At 70.4% G+C, this 25082-nt stretch carries 25 protein-coding genes and 1 pseudogene; 4 read left to right on the forward strand and 22 right to left on the reverse strand.

Going from position 1 to position 25082, the window contains the following annotated elements:
• Position 1 precedes the first annotated feature (1 nt).
• The 9 genes from ACQPXM_RS35625 to ACQPXM_RS35665 are packed head-to-tail and all read right to left on the reverse strand — an operon-like array spanning position 2 to position 7710.
• Positions 2-787 (reverse strand): DUF3050 domain-containing protein, encoded by a 786-nt coding sequence (locus ACQPXM_RS35625; protein WP_432942374.1) that lies wholly within the window; start codon positions 785-787, stop codon positions 2-4.
• A gap of 12 nt (positions 788-799) precedes the next feature.
• A complete protein-coding gene (locus ACQPXM_RS35630) occupies positions 800-1708 on the reverse strand; it encodes a phytanoyl-CoA dioxygenase family protein (protein ID WP_432942376.1) in 909 nt (302 codons plus the stop codon).
• Positions 1705-2778, reverse strand: coding sequence for a 4-hydroxyphenylpyruvate dioxygenase (hppD, locus tag ACQPXM_RS35635; protein WP_432942378.1), 1074 nt, complete (start codon positions 2776-2778; stop codon positions 1705-1707). The genes ACQPXM_RS35630 and hppD overlap by 4 nt, the downstream gene beginning before the upstream one ends.
• A gap of 9 nt (positions 2779-2787) precedes the next feature.
• A complete protein-coding gene (locus ACQPXM_RS35640; RefSeq protein WP_432942380.1) occupies positions 2788-4059 on the reverse strand; it encodes a beta-ketoacyl-[acyl-carrier-protein] synthase family protein in 1272 nt (423 codons plus the stop codon).
• Complete coding sequence (locus tag ACQPXM_RS35645; protein ID WP_432942382.1) at positions 4056-5687, reverse strand: class I adenylate-forming enzyme family protein; 1632 nt, start codon at positions 5685-5687, stop codon at positions 4056-4058. The genes ACQPXM_RS35640 and ACQPXM_RS35645 overlap by 4 nt, the downstream gene beginning before the upstream one ends.
• Positions 5684-6190, reverse strand: a complete 507-nt coding sequence (locus ACQPXM_RS35650) for a beta-ketoacyl synthase chain length factor (RefSeq protein ID WP_432942384.1) — start codon at positions 6188-6190, stop codon at positions 5684-5686. The genes ACQPXM_RS35645 and ACQPXM_RS35650 overlap by 4 nt, the downstream gene beginning before the upstream one ends.
• Positions 6187-7221 carry a beta-ketoacyl synthase N-terminal-like domain-containing protein gene (locus ACQPXM_RS35655; RefSeq protein WP_432942386.1) on the reverse strand — a complete coding sequence of 345 codons (1035 nt, stop codon included), beginning with the start codon at positions 7219-7221 and terminating at the stop codon, positions 6187-6189. The genes ACQPXM_RS35650 and ACQPXM_RS35655 overlap by 4 nt, the downstream gene beginning before the upstream one ends.
• Positions 7214-7456: an acyl carrier protein gene (locus tag ACQPXM_RS35660; RefSeq protein ID WP_432942388.1), complete on the reverse strand. Its 243-nt coding sequence runs from the start codon at positions 7454-7456 to the stop codon at positions 7214-7216. Before ACQPXM_RS35660 ends, ACQPXM_RS35655 begins: the two co-directional genes overlap by 8 nt.
• Positions 7456-7710, reverse strand: a complete 255-nt coding sequence (locus ACQPXM_RS35665; protein WP_077019285.1) for an acyl carrier protein — start codon at positions 7708-7710, stop codon at positions 7456-7458. The genes ACQPXM_RS35660 and ACQPXM_RS35665 overlap by 1 nt, the downstream gene beginning before the upstream one ends.
• A gap of 17 nt (positions 7711-7727) precedes the next feature.
• On the opposite strand from ACQPXM_RS35665, the gene ACQPXM_RS35670 reads away from it, so the two are divergent.
• On the forward strand, positions 7728-8369 hold the full coding sequence (locus tag ACQPXM_RS35670) for a 4'-phosphopantetheinyl transferase family protein (RefSeq protein ID WP_432942391.1): 642 nt from the start codon (positions 7728-7730) through the stop codon (positions 8367-8369).
• Here the strand turns inward: ACQPXM_RS35670 and ACQPXM_RS35675 are convergent.
• The 11 genes and pseudogenes from ACQPXM_RS35675 to ACQPXM_RS35725 all read right to left on the reverse strand — a co-directional run bounded on the left by ACQPXM_RS35675 (position 8300) and on the right by ACQPXM_RS35725 (position 21535).
• Positions 8300-9700, reverse strand: a complete 1401-nt coding sequence (locus ACQPXM_RS35675) for a class I adenylate-forming enzyme family protein (protein ID WP_432942393.1) — start codon at positions 9698-9700, stop codon at positions 8300-8302. The two genes, ACQPXM_RS35670 and ACQPXM_RS35675, sit on opposite strands and share 70 nt — an antisense overlap.
• Positions 9701-10017: 317 nt before the next feature.
• On the reverse strand, positions 10018-10650 hold the full coding sequence (locus ACQPXM_RS35680) for a hypothetical protein (protein ID WP_432942395.1): 633 nt from the start codon (positions 10648-10650) through the stop codon (positions 10018-10020).
• A gap of 116 nt (positions 10651-10766) precedes the next feature.
• Positions 10767-11051, reverse strand: a pseudogene (locus tag ACQPXM_RS35685) (GNAT family N-acetyltransferase); the annotation flags it as partial.
• A 41-nt stretch (positions 11052-11092) separates the two neighbouring features.
• On the reverse strand, positions 11093-11986 hold the full coding sequence (gene murQ / locus ACQPXM_RS35690; protein WP_432942397.1) for an N-acetylmuramic acid 6-phosphate etherase: 894 nt from the start codon (positions 11984-11986) through the stop codon (positions 11093-11095).
• Positions 11987-12018: 32 nt separating this feature from the next.
• Positions 12019-12921, reverse strand: a complete 903-nt coding sequence (locus ACQPXM_RS35695) for a MurR/RpiR family transcriptional regulator (RefSeq protein WP_432942399.1) — start codon at positions 12919-12921, stop codon at positions 12019-12021.
• Positions 12922-12956: 35 nt separating this feature from the next.
• On the reverse strand, positions 12957-14636 hold the full coding sequence (locus tag ACQPXM_RS35700) for a serine hydrolase (RefSeq protein WP_432942401.1): 1680 nt from the start codon (positions 14634-14636) through the stop codon (positions 12957-12959).
• A gap of 44 nt (positions 14637-14680) precedes the next feature.
• Complete coding sequence (locus ACQPXM_RS35705; protein WP_432942403.1) at positions 14681-15979, reverse strand: exo-beta-N-acetylmuramidase NamZ family protein; 1299 nt, start codon at positions 15977-15979, stop codon at positions 14681-14683.
• Positions 15976-16857, reverse strand: coding sequence for an endonuclease/exonuclease/phosphatase family protein (locus tag ACQPXM_RS35710; RefSeq protein WP_432942405.1), 882 nt, complete (start codon positions 16855-16857; stop codon positions 15976-15978). The genes ACQPXM_RS35705 and ACQPXM_RS35710 overlap by 4 nt, the downstream gene beginning before the upstream one ends.
• Positions 16851-18650 carry a glycoside hydrolase family 3 protein gene (locus ACQPXM_RS35715; RefSeq protein WP_432942407.1) on the reverse strand — a complete coding sequence of 600 codons (1800 nt, stop codon included), beginning with the start codon at positions 18648-18650 and terminating at the stop codon, positions 16851-16853. The genes ACQPXM_RS35710 and ACQPXM_RS35715 overlap by 7 nt, the downstream gene beginning before the upstream one ends.
• Positions 18647-20425 (reverse strand): glycoside hydrolase family 3 protein, encoded by a 1779-nt coding sequence (locus tag ACQPXM_RS35720; RefSeq protein ID WP_432942409.1) that lies wholly within the window; start codon positions 20423-20425, stop codon positions 18647-18649. Before ACQPXM_RS35720 ends, ACQPXM_RS35715 begins: the two co-directional genes overlap by 4 nt.
• A 198-nt stretch (positions 20426-20623) precedes the next feature.
• On the reverse strand, positions 20624-21535 hold the full coding sequence (locus ACQPXM_RS35725; protein WP_432942411.1) for a LysR family transcriptional regulator: 912 nt from the start codon (positions 21533-21535) through the stop codon (positions 20624-20626).
• Positions 21536-21626: 91 nt separating this feature from the next.
• On the opposite strand from ACQPXM_RS35725, the gene ACQPXM_RS35730 reads away from it, so the two are divergent.
• The 3 genes from ACQPXM_RS35730 (at position 21627) to ACQPXM_RS35740 (ending at position 24086) form a co-directional block, all read left to right on the forward strand.
• Positions 21627-22340, forward strand: a complete 714-nt coding sequence (locus ACQPXM_RS35730) for an SDR family NAD(P)-dependent oxidoreductase (RefSeq protein ID WP_432942413.1) — start codon at positions 21627-21629, stop codon at positions 22338-22340.
• A gap of 284 nt (positions 22341-22624) precedes the next feature.
• Positions 22625-23713 (forward strand): YbfB/YjiJ family MFS transporter, encoded by a 1089-nt coding sequence (locus ACQPXM_RS35735; RefSeq protein ID WP_432942415.1) that lies wholly within the window; start codon positions 22625-22627, stop codon positions 23711-23713.
• Between the two features lie 10 nt (positions 23714-23723).
• Positions 23724-24086, forward strand: coding sequence for a YybH family protein (locus ACQPXM_RS35740; protein WP_432942417.1), 363 nt, complete (start codon positions 23724-23726; stop codon positions 24084-24086).
• Positions 24087-24095: 9 nt separating this feature from the next.
• Here the strand turns inward: ACQPXM_RS35740 and ACQPXM_RS35745 are convergent, their stop codons facing one another.
• Together ACQPXM_RS35745 and ACQPXM_RS35750 are read right to left on the reverse strand one after the other, a co-directional pair.
• The gene (locus ACQPXM_RS35745) at positions 24096-24617 is read right to left on the reverse strand and encodes a hypothetical protein (RefSeq protein ID WP_432942419.1); all 522 of its coding nucleotides are present in this window, start codon (positions 24615-24617) and stop codon (positions 24096-24098) included.
• A gap of 21 nt (positions 24618-24638) precedes the next feature.
• Complete coding sequence (locus ACQPXM_RS35750) at positions 24639-25022, reverse strand: glutaredoxin domain-containing protein (protein ID WP_432942421.1); 384 nt, start codon at positions 25020-25022, stop codon at positions 24639-24641.
• Between the last annotated feature and the right edge of the window lie 60 nt (positions 25023-25082).

Below are 25082 nucleotides of genomic sequence, written 5' to 3' on the forward strand. Positions count from 1 at the left end.
CTCAGCTCTTGATCGCCACGAGGATGGCGTCCCACAGCCGGGCGCGCGCGGCCAGTGCGGTGTTGATGGTGTCCGCGCACTGGTCCCACTTGACCTGGTCGTCGCCGCACAGGTCGGCGACCATCTGCATCGCCATCGGGGTGTGGAACTCACCGTCCACCTCGATGTGCCGCTCGAGATAGTCGACGAACGTGTTCAGCTTCTTCGACCGCTCGTTCACCGCGACGACCTGGGTGAACATGTCCGGGATCAGGTCCTCGCGCCCGAACGCGAACGCGGCCGCCTGGCAGTGCACCGGCGCGTTCTCGATGATGTCCCAGGTGGTGCCGGCGAAGTCGATCGAGGCCTCCGGTACGCCGGCCGCCCGCAGCGACTCGACCACCGAGCCGCCGTCGCGCAGCAGGTCGATCAGCCGGTCGATCGCGGTCGCGTCCGCGCCGGCCTCCCGCATGCCGTTCACGTACAGCTCGAAGTGGCTGATGAATCCGTTGCCCAGTTCGTCGGACTCCTCGACCATCACGATGTCGTTGATCAACCGGCGACTGCCGGTGTGCGCGGTCGGGATCCACGGCACCGTGACGCAGGTCAGCTCGCGCTGCAGCGACTTCAGCAGCGACATGAAGTCCCAGACCGCGAAGACGTGGTGCTCCATGAACGTGACCAGCGACTCGTGCGTGTCCAGGTTGCCGTACAGCGGGTGCTGCACGACCTTCTCGCGGGCCGCGCTGACGGCCTTCTCCAACTGCTCGATGCCGGGATGGGTCTGACCCCAGTCGTAGCGTGACATGACGTTCTCCTTCTAGCGGTCGGCCCAGAGGGTGGGGCAGAACTCCGGGTCGGCGTAGTCGGGCCGCCCGTCGGCAGTACGCCGGACGACGGCGTCGTGGTTGTAGGCCGCGAGCGTGCCGTCCGACAACGGGAACTCCCGGTAGGAGTTGCCGCCGTCTTGCAGGTGCAGCGAGATCGCCCGGCGCGGCCGGTCGCTGACGTTGGCACCGGAGCCGTGGTAGGTCCGGCAGTGGTGGAAGTTCATGTGCCCGCGCGGAATGGTGATCGGCACCTTGACCACCTCGACGCCGTTGTACCGCGCGTTCTCGGTCAGCATCTGGTCCAGCTGCGACCGGTCCCGCTCGGCGAAGTGCCGGACCACGGTGTCGTCGGAGCCGATCTCCCGCCAGCGGTGGCTGCCGTCGACCATCGTGATCGTGCCCATCTCCGGCGGGCAGTCGTGGAACGGGATGAACGCGGTCAGCATCCGGTCCGAGCACGACGACGACCAGTAGTGCTTGTCGAAGTGCCAGGGCACGATGTTCGACGGCTCGCCGGAGATCGGCGGCTTGTAGATCAGCGTGGACTGGAAGATCCGGATCTCGTCCACCTGCGCCAGCCGGGCCGCGACCGCGCCGATCAGCGGCTTGCGCAGGATCTTGGCCAGGCCGTCGTGCTCGTAGTGCACGTAGTCGTTGTGCCGCTGCACGTCGCCCTTGGACGGATCCCAGTACGCCAGCTTCGGCGGCCGGACCGGAAGCGTCCGGTCCCGCTCGCCCGCGTAGTACCGCTCACTGGCGTTGACCAGCTCGTCGGTCTCGTCGTCGGTGAGCAGCTTCTTGGACAGGTACCAGCCGTGCTCGGCGTAGAACGCGACGTCCTCGTCCGACGGCAGCAGCGCGATCTCTTCCTCGGACAGGCGGAACTCGAGGGCTGTCATACCTCGACCCCCTGCAGCTCGCGCTCCTTGGCCTCGTACAGCGCCTTGATGTTGCCGCTGCCGAACGTCATCGCGCCGCGTCGCTCGATGATCTCCAGGAACAGCGTCCGGCGGACGTGCATCGACTCGGTGAAGATCTGCAGCAGCTGGCCCCAGTGGTCGCGGTCGACCAGGATGCCGAGCTCCTTCAGTTCCTCGATCGGCGTTTCCAGCTCGCCGACCCGCTCCGGCAGCGCCGCGTAGTACGCCGACGGCGTGCCGAGGAAATTGACTCCACGACCGGCCAGCGTGCCGACCGCCTCGACGATGTCGCTGGTGCGCAGGGCGATGTGCTGGACTCCCGCGCCGGCGTGCCAGGTGAGGAAGTCGTCGATCTGGCCGGGCCGGCGGTTCGGGTCCGGTTCGATCAGCGTGAACGTGACGTGCTTCGACGGGCTCTGCACGACCGTCGACTCCATGCCCTGCCCGGCGACCTCGATGTACTCGTCGAAGATCGGCAGGAAGCCGAACACGTGCTGGTAGAAGTCCACCGTCGGCTTCAGCTGCCCGGACGGCACGCAGATGGCCAGGTGGTCGATCTCGCTGAACAGCTTCTCGTCCGGCCCGCTCGACGGCTCGCTGATCTGGAACGCGCCCGGCAGGAACTCCCGCCGCGGTCCGTGCCGCTCGACCAGCCGGTGCACCACGTCGCCGAAGCCCGCCACCTCCGCGACCACGACGGTGGTCTCCAGCTCGTCGGTGTACGTCGTTGGCTCGGCGACCGACTCCGCGCCCCGGCCGAGCAGTTCGGTGTAGGCGACCGCGGCGTTGTCGACCTCCAGGCCGACCACCGCGACGCCGTCCCCGTGCCGTTGCACGTACTCGGCCGCGGGGTGGTCCGAGGCCAGCCCGGAGGTGAGCACGATCTGGACCGCGCTCTCCCGCAGCAGCAACGACCGCTGTCCGGCCAGCCCGGTCTCGGGTCCCCCCTGGCCGTGCACCTGCAGTCCGAAGGCGTGCGTCAGGTAGAACGCCGCCTGCTTCGCGTCACCGACGTACAACTCCACATGGTCGATCCCGTAGATCTCCATCCCATCCCCTCACTGGTTGTTCGCTGTGCTCGATCGGCTCGCCGTGCTCGCTCGCCCGAGCAGCAGGCTCACGTTCTGGCCGCCGAACCCGAACGAGTTCGACAGCGCGTACTGCGGCCGCGCGTCGCGCGGTTCCTTCCGGACGTGATCCAGCGGGCAGGCCGGATCCGGATCGTCGAGGTTGTACGTCGGCGGCAGCACCCCGCGGCTGACCGCGAGCGCGCTCGCGGCGGCCTCGACCACCCCGGAGGTGCCGAGCAGGTGTCCGGTCAGCGCCTTCGTGGAGCTGACCGCCGGGACCGCGGCGCCGAAGGCCAGGGCGATCGCGGTGGCTTCGGCGACGTCGCCGAGCTTGGTGCTGGTGCCGTGCGCGTTGACGTAGCCGACCTGCTCGGGCGTGACGTTGCCGCTGGCAAACGCCTTACGCATGCAGTCGGCCGCGCCGGTGCCGTCCGGCCGCGGAGCCGTCGGGTGGTGCGCGTCCGCGTTGACGCCGTACCCGGCGAGGTCCGCGTAACCACGCGCGTTCCTGGCCTTCGCGTGTTCGGCACTCTCCAGCACGAGCAGCCCGGCGCCTTCGGACAGCACGAAGCCGTTCCTGCGCAGATCGAACGGCCGGCTCGCCTCGGTCGGGTCGTCCCAGCCTCGCGCCAGCGCGCGGGCGTTGCCGAAGGTCTCGGCGAACGTCGGGAACAGTGGAGCCTCGCTCGCGCCGGCCAGGACGACGTCCGCCTCGCCCGACCGGATCAGCCGCACCGCGTCGGCGATCGCCTGCGCGCCGGACGCACAGGCCGTGCCGACCGAACTCGTGTAGCCCCGGAAGCCGAACCGGATGGCCACGCGAGCGGCCGGCATGTTCGGGAGGATCCCGGTCAGGAGATACGGACTGACCGCGGCCCGGCCACGCTCGGCGCGGGCCAGCACCTGGTTTTCCAGCGTGGCCATGCCGCCGACGCCTCCGATGATCACGCCGATCCGGTCCGGGTCGACGTTCTGCCCGACGACCAGACCGGCATCGGCCAGGGCATCCTCGGCGGCGAGCTGCGCGAGGATCACCGTGCGGTCCATCACCTTGCCGTCGGGCCCCTTGGTGATCTCGCCGGAGTCGACCGGCGCCAGGAATCCGGCCAGCTCGATCGAATGCGCGACCGGATGCCCCTCCGGTGGCCGGCTGATGCCGGAGCGCCCGTGCAGCAGGGCGTCGAACACCTCGTCGGCGCCGCGCCCAACAGGCGTGAGCAACCCCATTCCGGTGATGGTCACCGCCCGCCCGGTCGTCACGGCGTCACTCCGGCGAGCCGGTCCTGGCGCAGGGCCACCTTGCGAACCTTGCCGGTCACGGTCACCGGCACCTCGTCGCCGCCGACCACCGCGATCCTCCGGATCGTGGCGGCGACCTCCGGCCCGACCGCTCGCCGGATCTGCGCCGACCTGTCCAGGTCGGCGTCGGCGTCCGGCGCCAGCTCCAGCAGGACGTCCGTCACGAACCCCTCGCCCTCCGGAACCACGATCACCGTGCAGTCCTGGACCTCCGGCAGCGCGGCGAGGATGCGCTCCTCCGACAGCGACGTGTACAGCTGCGGTCCGTCGAACCCGGCCACCGCGTCAGGAACCCGGTCCAGGTGGAAGTAGTTCCCACTCGCGTCCCGGTAGGCCAGGTCGCCGGTCAGGAACCACCCGTTCAACCGGAACCGGTAGGTGTTCACCGAGTCGTTCCAGTAGCCCGGCGACACCGACGGCGAGCGGAAGCCGAGCATGCCCGGCGTACCGTCCGGCACCTCGTTGCCCGCGGCATCGAGGACGGCGGCCTCGGCGAACTGGTACGGCTTGCCGATGCAGCGCCCGTAGTGCGTGCTGTCCGGCGTGTGCGTGACGTGGAACCCGTTGTGCCCCATCTCGCTGGACCCGAGCCCGTCGATGAAGTGCGAACCCGGCACCGTGATCCGGCCCTCGCGCGTCACGGTCTCCCGCGACCCGGCCGCGACCAGCTTGCGGATGTGCGGCTCGTGCGCGCAGTCCCCGGTGTTGAACCACAGCCGCACCGACTCCACGGCGTACCGGCTGAGGTCCTCGCGGGCCAGCCCGGCCCAGGTGACCGCGAACCCGTAGACACCGTGCGGTTTCCACCGCTCGATCGCGGCCAGCACGACCGGCGCGTCCTGGCTGGACAGCAGCAGCATCTCGGCGCGGTTGCCGAGCACCTGGTTGACCATCAGGATCGTCGCGGTGTGCGGGATCGGCAGCGCGTTCAGGATCCTGTCGGTGCCCTGGGCCTGCGGCATCGTGAGCAGGTGCTTGAGCGCGGCGTACAAAGTGGTGTGGGTGTGCAGCACCGCCTTCGGTACGCCGGTGGTGCCGCTGGTGTGGGTGATCACCACGGGGTCGTCGCGGTGGTGCCGGTAGTGCTCGGGCGCCTTCGCCGGATCGCCGGTGCCCAGCTCCTTCGGCGTGCCCAGGATCGGGGCTCCGTGCAACGACCCGGGCTGGTCCGACTGGCCGTCGAGCAGCTCCCGATGTGTGCTGTCGGCAAGGATGCCGTTGACCCGCAGGCGGCGGATGTACTCCGCGGCGATCGCGGGCGCCATCTTGCCGTTCAGCAGCGCGGGGATCGCGCCGATCCGGGTCAGCGCGAGAAAGCTCAGCACGATGTCGGCGGCGTCGGTCGCCCAGATCGCGATCACGTCCCGCCGGCCGATTCCCCGCGCGTGCAGCCACGCCGTACGGGCTTGGACCCGGTCGTCGAGCTCGCCCAGCGTGAGCGGGTGCTCGGCCGGAAAGTGGTCGACGGCGGTGTCGAAGGTCAGGCCCGGCCCGGACAGGTCGGCGCCGAGCGCGATCACTGTGGCCAGGACGTTGCCGGTGCCGACGGACGGGTCCGCGGCCAGCCGTGCCCGCAGGCTTGTTCTCACTGTTCTCCCCCACTCACCAACAGGGCGACTGCGGTGTCGCCGGTCCTTGCTTGTTCGACCAGGACGATCAGGACCTGGTCGGCCTCGCCGTCGGCCAGCAGCAGCGCGGCCTCGTCCAGTCCGGCCCGGTGCGGATCGTCCAGCGGGCTGACGCAGACCACCGGCCCGCGCAGACCGAACCGGGCGGCGACGTAGCCGGCGACCGAGTTCGGGACGGACTGGAAGAAGTGCAGCGGCCCGATTCGCTTGCCCTCAGCAACGGCTTCGCGGACGTGCGTGGCGCCGGCCAGGTCGCCGCTGCGGCTGACCAGGACCAGTCCGGTGCGTTCCTGCGCGGCGGTCTGCGCGAAGCAGCGCTCGGCGACGACGGCGACCAGCGGACTGAACGACGAGTCGACGAAGCCGGGCAGCGTTGGCGGACCTGCCACGGCGTCGTCACCCGGCTGCGGCCAGTGACTGACGGTGACCACGACGGGGTCCGGGAGTCCGAGCGTGAGTTTCATGCGGCACGCACCAGCAGCGCCGTGTTGGCGCCCCCGAAGGCGGCGTTCAGCGTCAGCCCGTAAACCGAGCCGGCCGGCCGCGGCGCGTCGGCGATCACGTCGAGCGCGCAGTCGGGGTCCTTGGTGGTGAAACCGGCGTTGACGGGCAACTTGCCTTCCCGCAGCGCCTGGATGGTGAGGACCAACTCCAGCAGCCCGGACGCCTCCAGCGCGTGACCGTGCACGGCCTTGGTCGAGCTGACCGGTACGTCGGTCGCGAACACCCGGTTGATCGCGGCGGCCTCGGAGGCGTCGCTGAAGCTGGTGCCGGTCGCGTTGGCGTTGATGTAACCGACCACGTCGGGCGGGAGGCCCGCCTTGCGCAGCGCGGACTCGATCGCGCGCGACAGTCCGCGGCCGTCGGGATCCGGGCGGCAGGGGTGATAGGCGTCGCCGGCCCGTCCCCAGCCTGCGATCTCGGCGATCCCCTCCCCCGCCTCGAGGACAACCGCCGCTACTCCGTCGCCCAGCAACAGACCACGGCGATCGAGGCTGAACGGCCTGACCACGCCGTCGTCGGCCAGCGCCCGGCCGGCGTCGAAGAGCGCGAACTGGTCCGACTCGACCAGGTAGCCGGCGGCAACAACCACCCGGTCGACGGCGCCGCGGCTGATCAGCGTCGCGGCGTCGGCGACCGCCGTACTGGCGGAGACGCAGGCGGTGGTGTAGATCCGGTGTGCTCTGGTCGCCAGCCTGCGTGCCTCGGACCGGCCGTGCACTGCCAGCAGCAGAGGTGCCGTCGCCCGCTGTCCGGGTGTCAGGCCGGCATTCGTGCAGGCACCACTGATTGCGTCGAGCAACTCTTCCTCGAGGGAGCCGACGCCGGTAGCGGTCGCCGCCACTGTCACCCGCCGCTGACCGGTGTCGAAGCGCCGTACCTGCGTGAAGGCCGCCGTACCGGTCAGTGCCGCGGCCAATTGAGCCTCCGCCCCACGCCCCAACGCACTCGTCACCGAGACACCCGTGACCGCGACCGGCCGACGCTCAGACATGGCTGGTCAGCACTTCCGCGAGGACGGCGACGGCGTCGTCGATGGTGTGGATGCGTTCCAGCTGCTCGTCGCCGAGCTCGATGGCGTAGCGCTGCTCGACCTGGTGGACCAGCCAGGCCAGTTCCATCGAGTCGATCCGCTCGCTGCCGGGCGGGCGTTCGCCGAGACCCGACAGCCAGTCGACGATCTCGGCGCGCCCCGGCGGGGGCGGAACGGACAGGTGCGGCTGAGTCATCAGACCTGCTGCGCGGCGCGGCCGGCCACCTCGGAGGTGAACTCGCCGACGGTCATCAGCGCCAGTTGCTCGGACTCGTCGTCGGAGAACCGCACCCCGAACCGGTCCTCGACCCGGACCGACAGATCCGCCAACGCCAGCGACTCCAGGTCCACCCCCGCCGGTCCGAGCGTCGTCGCGTCGTCGATGCCCTCGACGTCGTAGTTCATGTCGGCCAGCTGCGCGAGCACGAACTCGCGGACCTCGTCCTTCATCGCGTTACCTTCTCCCTGTGAATGAACCCGCGGGCCCCACTCCGGAACCCGTGCACGTCTGGGTGAGCACCACCGACGAGAACCCCCGCCCGGCCGCCCACCACCTGCTGCGCCACCTCGCCACGTCCCTCGGCCACGCCGCTCCGCTGATCCACACCGCCACCGGCCGTCCGGTTGTCGACGGCCTGCACGTGAGCCTCAGCCACACCACTGGCGTCATCGCCGTAGCCGCCACCCACACGGGGCCCGTCGGGGTCGACGTCGAACTCCGACGGGACTTCCCGGTCGGTGCGATGGCCGCCCGCTGGTTCACGCCGGCCGAGGCCGGTCGCGTCGACTCCCCCGCGGCGTTCCTGCGGCTGTGGACCGCGAAGGAAGCCGTCGGCAAGGCCCTCGGCCAGGGCCTGAGAAACCAGGGCCTCCGCCGGGAGATGCCCGCCGTCCTGACCGGCGAACCGACCATGGACGAGCAGTTGCTCGTAGCTCATGTCGTGCCGTCCGAGCCCCTGCTCGTGGTCCACGTGCACACCGACCTCGACGTGGTGCTGGCTTTGGCGTTCCCCAGGAGCGTCACCGAGGTGGTGCTCCATCAGGGGACCACCTTGCGCAGTACGGTCAGATCCCGGACCAGCTTCCCCGTGGTTGTCCGCGGCAACTGAGCCACGATCCGCAGCGTCCGCGGCCGCTTGTACGACGCCAGCAGCTGGGCCAGTTCGGCTTCCAGGGCCGGGATCTCGCGGGGCTGGTTGAGCTGGACGTACGCGGTGATCGCTCCGTCGTGCACGACGACCGCCGCCTCGACTCCGCGCAACGTGCCCAGCGTGTACTCGACCTCGGTCAGGTCGACCTTCAGGCCGCCGACCGAGACCTGCGAGTCCAGGCGGCCGCGGATGGAGACGAGACCTGTTTCCGGGTCGACCACGCCGGCGTCCTTGGTGTGCAGCCAGCCGTCGGACCACCGGGCGGGATCCGACAGCCCCAGGTACGGCGACTCGGCCCGGCGGACCCGCAGCTCGCCGTCGACCTCGCGGATCTCGATCCCCGGCGCGGGCCGGACCTGGGGGCGGTGGGCGCCGAACAGATCGGTGCCGATGACCCCGACCTCGGTCATCCCGTACATGTTGCCCAGCGGTACGCCGTACTTGTGCTCGAACGCCGACGACACCGACGCCGGGACCAGTTCCCCGCCGGTCGTCATCCGCTTGAACTGCGGCAGCGCCGGCGGATCCTCCACCGACGCCAGCAGCCCGATGTGGAACGGCACTCCGAGCACCGTCGCCGGCTTCGTCCCACTCGCGATCGCCTGCAGGATCGCGTCGCCGGTCAGGCGCGCCGGCGGTACCAGCTCGACGCCCGCGTGCAACCCGTAGAGCAGCCCGCCGACGAGCCCGAGCACGTGCACCATCGACGGCAGCAGGATGATCCGCTCGCCCGGCTGCGGCACCCCGTCGATCTCGGTGTAGCGCAGCACCTCCTCGACCAGGTCCTCCGCGGTCCGGCCGATCACCTTCGACGGTCCGGTCGACCCAGAGCTGAGCTGGACGACAGTGTGCGCCGTACCGGCCGGATGACCCGAGTAACTCGCGACGTCGGTGTCGACGTCGACGAACGTGCGCAGCCCGGAGGCGACCGGCCGTTGCGGCGACACGACGACCTGCGGCACCAGCCGCTCGATCGCCCGCCGGACCTCGTAGTCGGTCAGCCGGTGGTCGAGCAGGATCGCCTGCCCACCGCTGCGCCACACGGCCAGCAAATGCGTCACAAAAGCCAATGACGGCGGTAAACGCAATGCCGCGGCACCACCGGCCCGTAAACCGGACTCGGCCAGTTCGGCCTGCCGGTCCCGCACCAGCCGGCGCAGCATTCCGCGGTCGACCGGAGCCGGCAGCGAAAAGCACACGTCACTGGCGGGCCCAGCCAGCAGTAGATCGTCGACCCATTGGGCACCCACGGTGGTTCCGGGCACCACGACAGCACCGTCCATGGTCATCAGGGCTCCGAGTTCGCCTTGAAAAGAAAGGATTCGAAGCACCAGCACCCCCACCAAGGCCTGGCGATGACGCGACGATACGACACGGAACGCAGCGTGCGCTACGGACCCAAAGTGATGACGCAATTACCCTTCGCGATACCATGCCGAACGCATTTCCGGACCCTTCAGAAAAGCCCCGCAAACCAAACATTCGATCGCCCATCAAACCGGCGTACGAACCACCACAGGTTAGGAAAAGCAACACTGCGGGTCCCCCCGAAGGGAAACCCGCAGTGCGTCAAATCTCCGTTTGATCCAGCTGTTCAGCCAAAATTTCAGTCCCGCCGCTGCCACTCCTCGGCCCGTTCGACCGGGCGGAAGCCGAGTTGGGCGTTGACGGCGTTCATCGCGGTGTTCTGCTCGCCGTTCCAGGTGTGCACGACCATCGGGCCGCCGTGCACCTGTTGCAGCTCGAGGTGGTTGCGGACCTTCAGCGCCAGGCCGAGTCGGTGGCCGCGGTGGGCGCGCGCCACCAGCGTGCCGGACTGGAAGACCTTGCCGGGGTCGTCGTCGCCGAGGTGCAGTTCGGTGTGCCCGGCCAGCGTGCCGTCCGGGGCGATCGCGACGGTGGTCCACGAGTGGCGCCGGCGGGCGCGGCTCTGCTCCTCGGCCTCCCGGATCCGCGCCGCGTCCCACCGTTCGGCCTCGACCTCCAGCTCGCCCTGGGGCGCCTCCAGCATGAAGGTGCTCAGCAGCGCCCCGAACTCGTCGAGCAGGTCGTCGGGGCAACGATCCCGCCAGGTGCGCAGCTCGTAGCCGTCGTGGCGCTCGGCCGCCTTCGCGGCCAACTGCTCCAGTACGGCGGGTTCGAACGGCAGTTCCAGCACCCGGTGCATCTCGAAGTTCGCCGCCGAGAACCCCAGTGCCGTCGCGAACGCCTGCCCAGCTGTCTGCTCGCCCGCCTCCACACCAGCAGGCGCCTCAGGGCGGATCGGGACGTCGAGCTGGGCGACGAGGGTCTCGTGCGCCCGTGGTGCCGGGCGCGGTCCTCCAGCAGGCGGCCCAGGGTCCGGCCGTGGCCACGCCGGCGGGCCTGCGGCAGTACGCCGATGGTGGCGCTCAGCCGGAAGGTGTTGTCGAGCAGCGGCAGCTCGACGAAGAGCGTGCCGACGATCTCCCCGGCGTCGTCCCGCAGCGCCCAGATCTCCTTCGCCCAGTAGGCGCTGTCCTGAACCAGCCCGACCCGCAGCTCGTCGCGGCTCCACAGCACGGCGTACGGCCGGTCGTCGTTCACGGCCACGCTGAACGCGTCGTACCAGGCGTTGTAGGCAGAGGTGTCGTGCGGGTCCACTCGCTCCGGTGTGCTCACCGACTCACTGTAGGGACCGGTACGCCGGACACTCCAACCGTTTAGGCCGGCGCTCCCAGCTTGCCGAGCGCCACCGCGACCCGGCCGTCGGCCTCGGCCAGCGCCTCACGCGCGGCGGAGACCGGGCTTCCGGTCAGCAGGTGCACGAGCGCCGGCTTGAGCTCACCGTCGGCGTCGGCCAGTGCGGCCGCGCACGCGTCGGCGTCCGCCCCGGTCGCCTCGGCCAGGATCCGCAGCATCCGGCCGCGCAGTTTGTTGTTGGTGGCAACCATGTCGACCATCAGGTTCGACCAGGTCCGGCCGAGCTTGATCATCAGCGTGGTGGAGAACGCGTTCAGGATCATCTTCTGCGCGGTCCCGGCCTTCAGCCGCGTCGATCCGGCGATCGCCTCCGGCCCGGTGTCGGCCGCGATCAGCACGTCGGCCAGCGGCGCCAGCGGGGCCTGCGGGTTCGAGGTGATCAGCGCCGTCGTCGCACCCACCGACCGCGCGTACCGCAGCGCTCCCGCCACGTACGGCGTACTGCCGGACGCCGCAAGGCCGATCACCACGTCCAGCCCGGTGACCTCGGCCGCGTCGGCCGCGCCGCCGTCCTCGGAGTCCTCGACGTTCTCGACCGCGCGCAGCAGGGCCGGCATGCCACCGGCGTGGTGCGCGACGACCAGGTCGTCGGGCGCGTGGAACGTCGGCAGCAGCTCGGCGGCGTCCAGCACCGCGAGCCGGCCGGACGTCCCGGCGCCGAAGTAGTGCACCCGGCCCCCGGCCCGCACCGCAGCGACCGCGGCGTCCACGACCTTGGCCAGGGCCGGTATGACCGCCGCCACGGCGTCCGCGACGCGCGCGTCCTCGGCGTTCATCATCCGCAGGATCTCGGGGGTCCCCACGGCGTCGATCGCCAGCGTCCGGGGATTGCGCTGTTCCGTGGGAGTGATCACAGCATCGATGTTAGTTTTCTACTGAACGTTTTTCAATTCTGTGGATCGTTGACGGAACTCTTCACCCGGTGCCCGCGGACCGCGGTCGCGGTCTCCTCGAGCGCCTTGCGGGCGTCCGGCAGCACCGACTGGGCCACCCCGATGAACAGGCAGTCGATCACCATCAACTGCGCGATCCGGCTCGACATCGCGCCGGACCGGTACGTCGTCTCGCGGGCGGCCGTGGTGAGCACCAGATCGGCCGTCTGGGCCAGCGGCGAGCGCGGGAAATTGGTCACCGCGACTGTGGTGGCGCCGTGCCGCTTGGCCTCCTCCAGCGCCTCGATCACCTCGACCGTGGTGCCGGTGTGCGAGATCCCGATCGCGACGTCGCCGTCGTTCAGCAGGGCCGCGCTGGTCAGCATCACGTGCACGTCGGACCAGGCGAACGCGACCCGGCGGATCCGGTGCAGCTTCTGCTGCAGGTCGAGCGCGACGAACGCGCTCGCCGCCGCGCCGTACAGGTCGACCCGCGGCGCCTTGGCGACCGCGGCGACGACCTTGCTCAGCGCCTCGACGTCGAGCTGCTGGGCGGTCTCGCGGACCGCCCGCTCGTCGGCGAAGGCGACCTTGCCGACCACGTCGTCGAGCGAGTCACCCGGCTCGATGTCGCCGCCGACCTCGGGCCGGACCATCTCCTGCGCCGACTGGGCGGCCAACTGCAGCCGCAGCTGCGGGTAGCCCGGGACGCCGATCTGCTTGCAGAACCGGATGACCGTGGTCTCCGAGGTGGAGGCCACCTCGGCCAGTTCGGAGATCGTCATCGCCGCCACGCCGGCCGGGTCCGCGAGCACCGCGTTCGCCACCCGCTGCTCGGCCGGGGCCAGCGCGGGCATCACCGCGCGGACCCGGACCAGCAGCGGCCCCGTGGGTTCTGGAGAGGTCGTGGAAGTCATGACGCCACGGTACGGCGAACGAGCACCGGACGGGGTCACCGACGCGAAAGTCTCCAACCTGTTGCGGTAAAAGCCTCCGGATGACGTTCTCCGTCGAACAGCACCTGGTGGCCGTCGGTGATCCGGACGCCGTCGACGTACACGCCACGCCCCTGGTACAGCGGGTCGGAGGCGTAACGCCAGCGGATCGTCTGGTCGCCGCCGGTCAGGTTGGCCGACACCTGGTGCCAGTGCCGGTCACCGGAACCGCTGATCGAGCCGTCGGTGTCGCCCACCGCGCCCCGGTCGAGCACCGTGAACGGCACCTTCGTCCAGGTGGTGCCGTCGGTCGAGCTCTCCAGGTACAGCAGGTCGGAGTTCTCGGTGTCGACGAACAGGTCGAAGGCCAGCTTCGCCCCCGTGGCCGGTACGGCGACCGGCAGCGCGAGCGTCGTCGTACTGGCGTCGGTCGTGCCGGAGAACCAGGCGTCCTTGCCGTGCCGCGGCGCGACCCCGAGCGACAGCGCGAGCCCCTGGGCGACCGCGCGCCGGGCCGGGTTGTTGCTGCCCCAGTTGCGGCTCGGGTGCACCCGGTTGGTGAGCAGGATCGCGAACGAGCGGGAGTCGAAGTCGATCACCAGCGACGTCCCGGTGTAGCCGGTGTGGCCGGCCGTGCGCGGACCGGACAGGCCGCCCATGTACCAGCGCTGGTTCAGCTCGAAGCCGAGGCCGTGGTCGTTGCCCGGGAAGCCCTGGTTGAAGTTCGTGATCATCGCGGTGACGGAGCTTTCCTTCAGGATCCGGGCGTGCCGGTAGCTGCCGCCGTTCAGGAAGGCCTGCGCGAGCACGGCCAGGTCGTCGGCGGTGCTGAACACGCCCGCGTGCCCGGCGACGCCGTCGAGCGACCACGCGTTCTCGTCGTGCACCGAACCCCAGACCATGCCGCGCGGCGGCGAGGCCTGGAACTCCGTGGCGGCGATCCGCGGCTTCTTCTTCGGGTCCGGGTTGTAGCCCGTGTCCTTCATCTGCAGCGGTTTGGTGATGCCGTCGGCAACCAGCTTGTCCAGCGTCTTGCCGGAGACCCGGTGCGCGACCTCGCCCAGGGCGATCAGGTTCAGGTCGCTGTAGAGGTACGTCGTCCCCGGTGCGCTGGTGGGCTTCGCGGTCAGCGCCATCTGCATCCGCGAGGCCGGGTCGGGCTGCGCGCTCCACAGCGGCAGCCACGACGGCAGGCCGGTGGTGTGCGTCAGCGCCTGGCGAACGGTGATCGTCTCTTTGCCGTTCGCCGCGAACTCCGGCACGTACTGGGCGATCGGCGTGTCCAGCCCGATCCGCCCCTTCTCCACCTGCTGCAGCACGACGATCGAGGTGAACAGCTTCGACACCGACGCCATGTCGAAGATCGTGTCGGTACGCATCGGGATCTGCTGGTCGGCGGGCAGTTCGGTGCCGGCGCCGTCGGCGTACTTGACGGCCATGCCGGTCGCCTCGCGGGCGACCACCTTGCCGTCGTGGCCGAGCAGCGTGACGGCACCGGCGTACAGGGGTTTGGCGGTGCCGTTCGGCTTGGTCCAGCCCGCGACCTGCGCGAGCGCCGCGTCGATCGGGGCGGGGTCGAGACCGGCCTTGGCCGGCGTCGCGTCGCGCAGCAGCGTGCCCTTCGGGGCGTAGCCCTCGTACGGGCGGTCGAAGCGGCCGGCGGATCGGTTGCTGTCAGCAACTGCAGGGGTAGCCATGGTGAGGATCAGGGTAGCGACCGCCGCGGTCGCTGCCGCACGCCTCATCGGTGCGCTCCCTTGTAGAGCAGGTACTGGGCCCGGCGCGCGTTCCACGCGGCGGTCTCCGGCTGCCAGGCCGCGACGATCTGCTCGGCCGAGGCGCCGGCGGTGAACATGGTCCGGAACCGGTCCGAGCCGGTCAGCAGGTCGATCCACCGTCCGGGTGGGTTCTCCGCCCGCCAGGCGAACTGCGGGTAGAGCCGCTTGGCCTCGATCATCATGTGGGTCGCGGCCAGGATCGGGTCGACCTGGTGCGGGTCGGTGATGTGCAGCTGGACGCCGCCGCAGAGCAGGTTCGCGTTCTTGCTGATGAACGGCGTGAAGTACGCCTCGCGGAACTCGATGCCCGGCACGTTCTTGGTGCGCAGCGCCTCGGCCCAGCGGTAGTCGATGTACGGCGCGCCGATCAGCTCGAACGGCCGCGTCGTGCCGCGGCCCTCGGACATGTTGGTCGCCTCGAACAGGCAGGTGCCCGGGTAGAGCAGGGCCGTGTCGGGCGTCGGCATGTTCGGGCTCGGCATCACCCAGGGCAGGCCGGTCTCGGCGAACAACTGGTCGCGCTTCCAGCCCTCAACCTCGATCACCTGCAGGTCCTGGACCACCGGGCCGCCGGTGTCGAGCGCCAGGTACTCGGCGTTGAAGAGCCGGGCCAGCTCGCCGACGGTCATCCCGTGCTGCTGGATGATCTCCTCCTTGCCCACGCCCGAGGTGTAGCCGGGCTTGAGCATCGGGCCGGCCGCGAACCCTCCGACCGGGTTCGGCCGGTCCAGCACGACGAACTTCAGGCCGTTCTTCGCGGCCGCGACCATCGCCTCGTACATCGACCAGATGTAGGTGTAGAACCGGGCGCCGACGTCCTGGATGTCGAAGACCACGGTCTCCACGCCGGACCTGGTGTAGAGCGTCTGCAGCTTGGCCGCGTTCGCGCCGTAGGCGTCGTACACCATGATCTGAGTCCGCGGGTCGACGTGGTCGCCCTCGGAACCGCCGGCCTGCGCGCTGCCGCGGAAGCCGTGCTCGGGGCCGAACACGGCGACCACGTTGACCTTGCCGGAGGCGTGCATGGTGTCCACGATGTGGCTCAGGTCGTTCAGGATGCCGGTCGGGTTGCTGAACACGCCGACCTTCTGGCCGGCCAGCGCGGCCCAGCCGGAGTCGGCCAGCACCTGCGCGCCGGTTTTCACCTTCCGCTTCCTGGCCGGGTCCGGCGCGGCCTGGGCCGCGGTGGCCCCGAGCAGCGGCGCGGCGCCGACGGCACCGGCGCCGGCGCCGGCCAGGAAACTGCGACGTCCAACGGTCATGAGTGGACCTCCGATCCACGGGCGAGCGACAGGTCGGCCACGACGGGCCGGTGATCGCTCGCGGCAAGAAGTGCGGGGGAAGCCGGAACCTCGGCGCGGAGCACTCCGACGCCGTCCGACACGGTGATGTAGTCGATGCGTTTGACCGGCGTCGCCGCCGGATAGGTCAACGGGTTGCCCGCGGTGACCGGCGCCGCGGTCCAGGCATCGGTCAGGGTGGGCCAGAGCCGGGCCAGCTCGGGCGCCTGCGGTTCGGCGTTGAAGTCGCCGACCAGGACCTGGTTGGCGCCGGCCGGGTCGGCGGCGAGGATCTTCAGCGTCTCGTCCACCTCGGTCCGCCGCAGCGACGGGTCGGCGCGGTAGTCCAGGTGCGTCACGTAGAAGTGCACCCGAGCACCCTTGGCCTGGATCACCGCCTCCAGGAAGCCCGGCATCGGCATCGGGCCGGCGTCGGGGTCCTGCGTCGACAGGCGGGTCAGGTCATGGTTGCGGACGTCGAGGATCGGCGCCTTCGACAGCACCGCCAGCCCGTACTGCCGGCGAGGCTCCCCCGGCCGCAACGGGTCGAAGTCGTAGATCGGGGCGAAACCGGCCCGCATCCCGAGCCGGCCGGCGAGCTCGCTCACCAGGTCACGCCACTGTGAGCGCTCGCTCCAGTGCACGTCGACCTCCTGCAGGCCGATCACGTCGGCGTCCAGCGCGCGCAGCGTGGTCTCGGTGCGATCCAGGTCGAACACGTTGTCGTGCCCGGCGCCGGCGTGGATGTTGTACGTCGCCACCCGCAGCGGCACCGCCGGTGCGTTGCCGTCGGCAACGGCCGGGGTGACGCCGGCGAGCAGGGTCAGGGCGGCGAGGAGGACCAGGAACCGCTTCACCATGTCTGTCCGTGTCCGAAGGGATAGAGAACGGTCGAGGGGTCGCCGGCCACCGGGACGTCGACCGGCAGCTTGCCGGCCGGCTTGATCTCGCCGTACAGCACCTTGGCCAGCGACTCCATCGAGACGTCGGCGTACGAGTAGGTGGCCAGGTACGTCGGCGCGGCGGTGAGGTACGCGATGTCGTACGGGTCGCGCACGGCGACCACGATCACCGGCTTGCCGGTCGCGAGCAGCTCCTTGACCAGCTTCTGCTGCTTGCCCTGCTTGTCGGTGACCGCCGTGTCCCAGGCCTTCATCGTCAGCACGACGGTCAGGTCGTTCGCGCGTGCCGCCGCGACCGCACCGGCGATCGCGGTGTCCGACGGGGTCGCGCCGGTCTGCCGCACGGTCGTCGTGGCGCCGCGCGCGGTCAACCGGTTGGCCAGCGTCTGGGTGGTGGCCACGCCGTACCCGGTCACCAGCACCTTGCGCGGTCCGGCGCTCAGCGGCAGCAGGCCCGCTTCGTTCTTCACCACCGTCGTGGTCCGGTCGGCGATGCGTTGCGCGGCCGCGTAGTGCTCGGGCGTCCCGACCACCGACGACACCGCCGCGACGTCCACCAGGGGCTCGTCCACGACACCGTTGAGGTGCTTCAGCCGCAGCACTCGGTAAACGCTCTGGTCGAGCCGCTGCTCGGTGATCCGGCCGGACCGGACCGCCGTCAGGACGGCGTTGTAGGCGACGTCCATCGCCGGCGACATCAGCAACTGGTCGACACCGGCCTCGAGCGCGCGCACCGCCACCTCGGCGTCGCCGTACTTCTGCCGGACGCCGGCCATCGCGAGCGAGTCGGTGATCACCACGCCGTCGTACCCGAGCTTCTCGCGCAGGATGCCGGTCATGATCGGCTTGCTCAGCGTGGCGGGATCGCCGGACGGGTCCAGCGACGGCACCACGATGTGCGCGGTCATGATCGAGTCGATGCCCGCCTTGATCGCGGCCTCGAACGGCGGCGCGTCGATCGTGGTCCACTCCTGCAGGGTGTGGTCGATCGTCGGCAGCGCGGTGTGGCTGTCGTCATGGGTGTCACCGTGGCCCGGGAAGTGCTTGGCGCACGACGCGATCCCGCCGCCGCTCTCCAGCCCGGTCACCTGGGCCGCGGTCAGCTCGGCGACCAGCGTGGGGTCGGACGAGAACGAGCGCACCCCGATCACCGGGTTGAGCGCGTTCACGTTGACGTCGGCGACCGGCGCGTAGGCCTGGTTGACACCCACCGCGCGCAGCTCCGCCCCGGCGATCGTCGCGGCCTCCCGGGCGTCGGCGGTACTGCGGCCCGCCCCGAGCGCCATCGCGCCGGGGAACTGCGTGGCCGGCGGACCGACCCGGAACACGACACCGTGCTCCTGGTCGGTGCTGATCAGCAGCGGGACCGAGACCTTCTCGCCGACCGCGAGCGAGGCCTGCTGCAGCCCGTTCGACAGTGCGGCGATCTGCGGCGGGTTGGCGACCGAGTCGGTCCAGGCGAAGTAGATGACGCCGCCCAGCTTGTACTTGGCCACCACGTCCGCCGGCGTCGCGACGCCGTACGCGGTGACGTTGCGCTGGTCCGCTGTGCTCGCGGTGGCGCCGTACGCGTAGGTGACGAACAGCTGGCCGACCTTCTCCTCCAGCGTCATCCGCGCCAGCGTCGCGGTGGCCCAGCCGTGCGCGCGGCCCGGGTTCGAGGCGGCGGCGACACCAGGCCGGAGCCCGGCCGCACCGGCGACAGCCGCTGCAGCCAGGCCCAGGACGGTACGCCGGGTCGGACGGCTCACCAGGACAGCCCGTGGCCGAACGGGTAGAGCGGAGTGGCCGGCTGACCCGCGACCGGGATGTCGACCGGCAGCTTGCCGGTCGGCGCGATCTCGCCGTACAGGACCTTGGTCAGGGACTCCATCGAGACCGCCTGGTAGCCGTAGGTCGCCACGTAGGTCGGCGCCTGGTCGAAGTACGCGATGTCGTACGGGTCGCGGACGGCGACGACGATCACGGTCTTGCCGGTGGCGAGCAGGTCCTTGACCAGCTTCTGCTGCTTGGCCAGCTTGTCGGTGACCTTCGTGTCCCACGCCTTCTGGGTCAGGACGACGGTGACGTCGTTGGCCTGGGCCTTCGTGACGGCGTCGGCGATGGCGGCGTCGGTCGGAGCCGCGCCGGTCTGGGCGACCGTGGTGGTCGCGCCGCGCTTGGTCAGGCTGTTGGCCAGCGACTGGGTGGTGGCGACGCCCCACCCGGTGACCAGCACCTTCCGCGGGGTGTTGCTGAGCGGGAGGGTGCTGGTGTCGTTCTTGACCAGCGTGATCGACTTGTCGACGATCTGCTGGGCGGTGGCCAGGTGCTCCGGCGTACCGACCTTGGCGGGGACCTGGGCCGGGTCGACGAACGGGCGCAGCAGGCCGCCGCTCTTCAGCTTGAGCAGCAGGATCCGCAGCAGGCTCTCGTCGATCCGGCGCTCGCTGATCCGGCCCGACTTCACCGCGTCCACGACGGCCTTGAACTGCACGTCCGGAGCGGGCGGCAGCAGCAACTGGTCGGCGCCGGCCTCGATCGCGCGGATCGCCACCTCGGCGTCGCCGTACTTGGCCCGGACCGCGGCCATCTCCAGCGCGTCGGTGATGATCAGGCCCTTGAAGCCGAGCTCCTTGCGCAGCACGCCGGTCATGATCGGCTTGCTCAGCGTCGCCGGGTCACCGGACGGGTCCAGCGAGGGCACCGAGATGTGCGCGGTCATGATCGAGTCGATGCCGGCCTTGATCGCGGCCTTGAACGGCGGCGCGTCGATCGCGTCCCACTCGGCCCGGGTGTGGTTGATCGTCGGCAGCGAGGTGTGGCTGTCGTCGACGGTGTCGCCGTGGCCCGGGAAGTGCTTCGCGGTCGCCGTGATCCCGGCGTCACGCTGGTAGCCCTGGACCTGGGCCACAGTCATGTCGGAGACCAGTTGCGGGTCGCTGGAGAACGAGCGGACGCCGATCACCGGGTTGAGCGCGTTCACGTTCACGTCGGCGACCGGCGCGTAGTCCTGCCGGATGCCCATCGCCTTCAGCTCGCGCCCGGTGATCCCGGCCGCGGTGCGGGCGTCCGCCGTACTGCGGGAGGCACCGTGGGCCATGTTGCCGCCGAACTGGGTGGCGGGCGGACCGATCCGGACCACCACGCCCTGCTCCTGGTCGGTGGCGATCGTCATCGGCACGTGCACGCCGGTGTTCAGCGCGGCCGTCTGCAGCTGGTTGGAGTACGTCGCCAGCTGGGTCGGGTTCTGCACGTTGTCGCGGGCGTTGAAGTAGATCCAGCCGCCCGGCTTGTACTTCGCGACCACCTCGGCCGGCGTCGCGACGCCGTACAGGCTGGTGTTGCGCGGGTCCGGCTTGTTCGCGTCCGGGCCGTAGGCGAACAGCACGAACATCTGGCCGATCTTCTCCTCCAGCGTCATCCCGTGCAGCGCCTTCGCGGCCTGCTCGGGGCTGGTGATCGGCTGGTCCTGCTTCAGTTCTGGTGGTGGCGCGCTGACGGCGGCCGTCGGTGCGAGCGCGGCCACGGTCGCGGCGGCGGTCACAGAGGCAAAAGTGGCGATGGCAGAGCGGCGCAACGCGGACATGACCGACCCCTCAGGTAATTGAATTACATCCGTCCCCCTGAACGCGAAAGTTACCCACGTCACTGAGGCGGGTCAAGAGGAAACGGGGATTCATCCTGCACCGGCTGGCATCCCCCGGCAACGCACCGCACCCAACGCTTGCTTGAATTCCGGGCGTCAGCGGAACGGATCGGCGGCCGGGAGCCAGCCATCCTGGTCGTCGAGGCCATGGCGTTCGCCGTCGGGGGTGAGAGCCTCGATCGCGGCCAGGACCGACGCGCGGGTCTCGTCGCGGCGGGACACCAGCGCCCAGGTCCAGTACGGCGCCGGGTCGACGACCTTGCGCTGCGTGAGATCGGGCGGCACCGCGATCCCGGTCCGCTTCGGCGAGCTGATCACCGGACGACGCAGGCGACGGACGTGCTCGAAGAACGCCGGACCGGTGATGCCCTCGTCGTTGATCCGCTCGATCCCGGCTCCGGTGGCGGCCGCGAACTCCTCGGCGTAGGCGTTCCACGACGACCAGGCCGAACTGTTGGCGTCCACCAGCAGCACGGCGTCCTCGGCCCGGACCGGCTTGCTGCCGCGGGTGGCGCTCAGCGCGAACAGGCGGTCGGCGCCGATCAGCCGGGCCCGCAGCCCCTGCGCCGCGAGGTCCTCGGTCCGGATCCAGCAGATCGCCAGATCGATGCTGCCGTCGGCGACCCGGCTCGCCTGAGTGTGCGACGGCATCACCCACGGATCGACGATCAGGTGCGCGACGCCCGTCGTCCGGGTGACGAGGTCCTTCGGGTGCCAGCTCACGTAACCGAGCCGCACGCAGTCCGCGCCCTCCAGGCCGGCCGCCGTACGGCGTAAGGCGTCGGCCTGCTCGAGCAGCGCCCGGGTCTTGGGCAGCAGGGCCTCACCGGCCGGCGTCAGCGTCACCGACCGGCGGTCGCGCTCGAACAGCTGGACACCGAGATCGCGTTCCAGCGACTTGATCTGCTGCGACAGCGACGGGCCCGCGATCAGCAGTCGCGCGGCGGCCCGGCCGAAGTTGAGCTCCTCGGCGACCGCGACGAAGTACCGGAGCTGGCGCAGTTCCACGGCTCGATCGTACGGCGGTCGGAGCCGCGGCCTCCCAGCAGAGAGGAACTCGGTCGTTCTGAATCGCCCGCGCGCGAGCAACGCTCAAGACATGGACACCAACACACAGAAGGTAGTTGTCATCACGGGCGCCTCGCAGGGCATCGGCGAAGGGCTGGTGACGGCGTACCGCAAGCTCGGCTACGCCGTGGTCGCCAACTCGCGCTCCATCACGCCGTCCGGCGATCCGCTGGTGCTGACCGTGCCCGGCGACATCTCCGCCGTCGGCGTCGGCAGCCAGGTGATCGAGGCCGCGCTGGCCGAGTTCGGGCGGGTCGACACGCTGGTCAACAACGCGGGCATCTTCGTCGCGAAGCCGTTCACCGACTACACCGACGAGGACTTCGACCGGGTCACCGAGGTGAACCTGCGCGGGTTCTTCGAGGTCACGCAGCACGCCGTGAAGGCGATGCTGGCCGGTGGCGGCGGGCACGTGGTCAACATCTCGACGTCGCTGGTCGACCACGCGAACACCTCCGTGCCGTCGGCGCTGGCCTCGCTGACCAAGGGCGGACTGAACGCGGTCACCAAGTCGCTCGCGATCGAGTACGCCGCCCGCGGCATCCGCGTCAACACCGTTGCCCTCGGCATCATCGAGACCCCGATGCACCCGGCCGAAACGCACGAGGCCCTGGCCGGCCTGCACCCGGTCGGCCGGATCGGCACCGTCGAGGAGGTCGCCGACGCGGTGCTCTACCTGGAGAACGCGCAGTTCACCACCGGCGAGGTCCTGCACGTCGACGGCGGCCAGAGCGCGGGCCACTGAGCTTTGCGGTGTGAGAGGAGGAGGAAAGCGATGAGCATTCCGCCGTCGTTCCCACGGGCGTCCGAGGGCGCGTCGGCGCCGTCGGCTGCGCCTCCGGCGACCCCGTCGACGGCGGCTGCAGCCTCTCCGTCGTCGGACACGGCGGTACCGGGGTCGGCGGCGGCGATCTCCTCCTCGTCCCCTCCTCCTCCCCCTCCTCCCCCTCCTCCCCCGCCTCCCCGCCCTCCGCGTACTCCCCGTCTCCGCCCTCCCCGTCCTTCCTGTCCTCCCCGTCCGCGGCGGGCGTGCCGCCGTGGCGGACGGCGGCTCGCGGCGCGGCGACGCTGGCGGCGGGGATGGGGATCGGCCGGTTCGTCTACACGCCGATCCTGCCGCTGATGGGCCTGTCCCCGCGGCTCGGTGCGGGGCTGGCCACGGCGAACTACCTCGGCTACCTGGTCGGCGCGGTCGCGGCGATCGCCGTACCGGGGCTGGTTCGCTCGCGGACGACGCTGCGGCTCTCACTGCTCCTGCTCGTCGCGACGCTCGCATTGATGCCGGTAGCAACAACCGCCTCCGGGTGGTCCGTGCTCCGGCTGATCGCGGGCGTCGCGAGCGCGATGATCTTCGTCTCCGCGTCGACGACGATGCTCACCGATCTCCCGCCGCACGCCGTCGGCTGGGCGATCGGTGGCGTCGGCGCCGGGATCGCGCTGTCGGGCGCCGCCGTACTGGCAATTCGCGCGATCGGCACCTGGCAGCAGGCCTGGTGGAGCGCGGCCGCCCTCACGGCCGCGCTGACCGCATTCGCGTGGCCGCTGCACACCAGCGGTTCACCGGCCCGGTCCGAGCGGGTCCGGCCCGATCCCACTGCGCGGCGTTCCTTCGCCTTCCTGCTGACGAGCTACTCGCTCGAGGGCGTCGGCTACATCATCGCCGGTACGTTCCTCGTCGCCGCGATCGACCAGACAGCACCCGGCTGGGCCGGTACCGGCGCGTGGATCCTCGTCGGCCTGGCCGCTCTGCCGTCGTCCGCCTTCTGGGCCTGGCTCAGTCACACCTGGTCCCGCCGGACGCTGCTCGTCGCCGCGCTGCTCATCCAGGCCGCCGGAATCGCCCTGCCGGCGGTCGCCGGCGGCGTCGTACCGGCGCTGATCTCGGCGACGCTGTTCGGCGCGACGTTCCTCGGCGTCAACACCACCGTGCTCGCGATCGGCGCCCACCTGCGCATCACCCGCTCGGTCGCGATCCTCACCACCGGCTACAGCGTCGGCCAGGTCATCGGCCCGCTCGCCGTCAACCCGTTCCTCCACCACGGCTACCACACCCCGCTCCTGCTGGGCGCCGCCCTGGTAACCCTCGCAGCCGCCACAGCCACCGCTTCTCACCGCTAGGAGATTCACCGTGTCCACCACCACCGAGATCCTGACCACCGTCGCCGACCAGTGGCGCGACGCCGTCGACGCCCACGATCCCGAGCGCGTCGCGTCGTACTTCACCGACGACGCGATCTTCCAGGGCCTGCACCCGTACACCATCGGCCCCCAGGGCGTCGCGACGTACTACGCCGCCCAGCCCCTCGGCATGACCGCGACATACAAGATCCTCGAAACCAAGCAGCTGACCGACAACCTGATCCTCGGCTACCTCACCGTCGACTTCGCCTTCACCGACCGCCCCACCAAAACCGTCAACCTCAGCCTCCTGCTGAAGAAGACCGCCGGCACCTGGCTGATCACCCACTACCAGGTGTCGCTACTCCCCTGACCGGGCACATCAGGGCAGCTTCTGGGGCACCTCGGGGCAGATCACCGATCCGGCTGACAGACGCCCGCGCCTGTGCAAGGCTTGAACCAGCTCCCCAGGTGCTGCTTGGAGAGAAGTGAAGCTGGGCTCCCCGCCGGAACGACGGGCCCCAGCTTTCGCGCTTTCCGGCCTCAACGCACCCGACCGGGCGAAGCCGATCACCATTTCCCTGGACACGATGCCTTTGTCACGTGCGCTGTCGAGCAATGCGAGGTCTCGTCCGTCTTGTACCTCGCGACGCGAGTCCAGCCAAACCTCCCGCACGCCGAGAGCGTCCAACTCGTAGAGCGGCCGCTCCAGGCAGCACCGTCGCGCCCGCTCCTGCTTGGTGCTCGTCATCGGCGTACCAACCACCACGATCGCCGCGATGTCGAGCCTGCCGACGACGTTGGCGATCCGGTCCCGCCGCTTGACCGACTCGGTCCCCCGGTGCGGGCGCACGCCGGGACGGACAGAGCGCGCTGACGACGTACCGAAGTTCTTCGCCGGCAATGACGAACTGCTGCCGGTGGTTCAGCGCAGGTGGTTCAGGACCCAGGTGGGGTTGGGGTTGACCTGGTGTTCGTCGGGGGTGACGACGGTGGGCACGGTTTCGTTGCCGTTGGCCAGGGTTCGGACGACGGCGGCGGCTTCGGGGTCGGACCAGATGTTGACCCAGTGCGCCTTGCGGGCGTGGCGGCCGAGTTTTCGGCGGAGGTTGAGGCAGAAGCTGCAGCCGGGGCGCCAGTAGATGATCGGGCGGCCGTCGGCGGCGGCGCGGCGCTGGGCCTCGGCGGCCGTGGTGGAGCGGGGGAAGGCCAGCGGGGACATGATCGCGGCGAGGAAGCCGAAGCCGGCGATCGCGGCGAATGCCATCACCGGCCGGCCCGTGGCGAACCCGTCGGCGGCGACGAGCACCGCGACGACGACGAACGCCCCGGCGAAACCCCAGGTTCGGAGTACGCCGGGGCGTGCGCT

The organism is Kribbella sp. CA-253562, assembly GCF_050942265.1.
Classification (GTDB): Bacteria; Actinomycetota; Actinomycetes; order Propionibacteriales; family Kribbellaceae; genus Kribbella.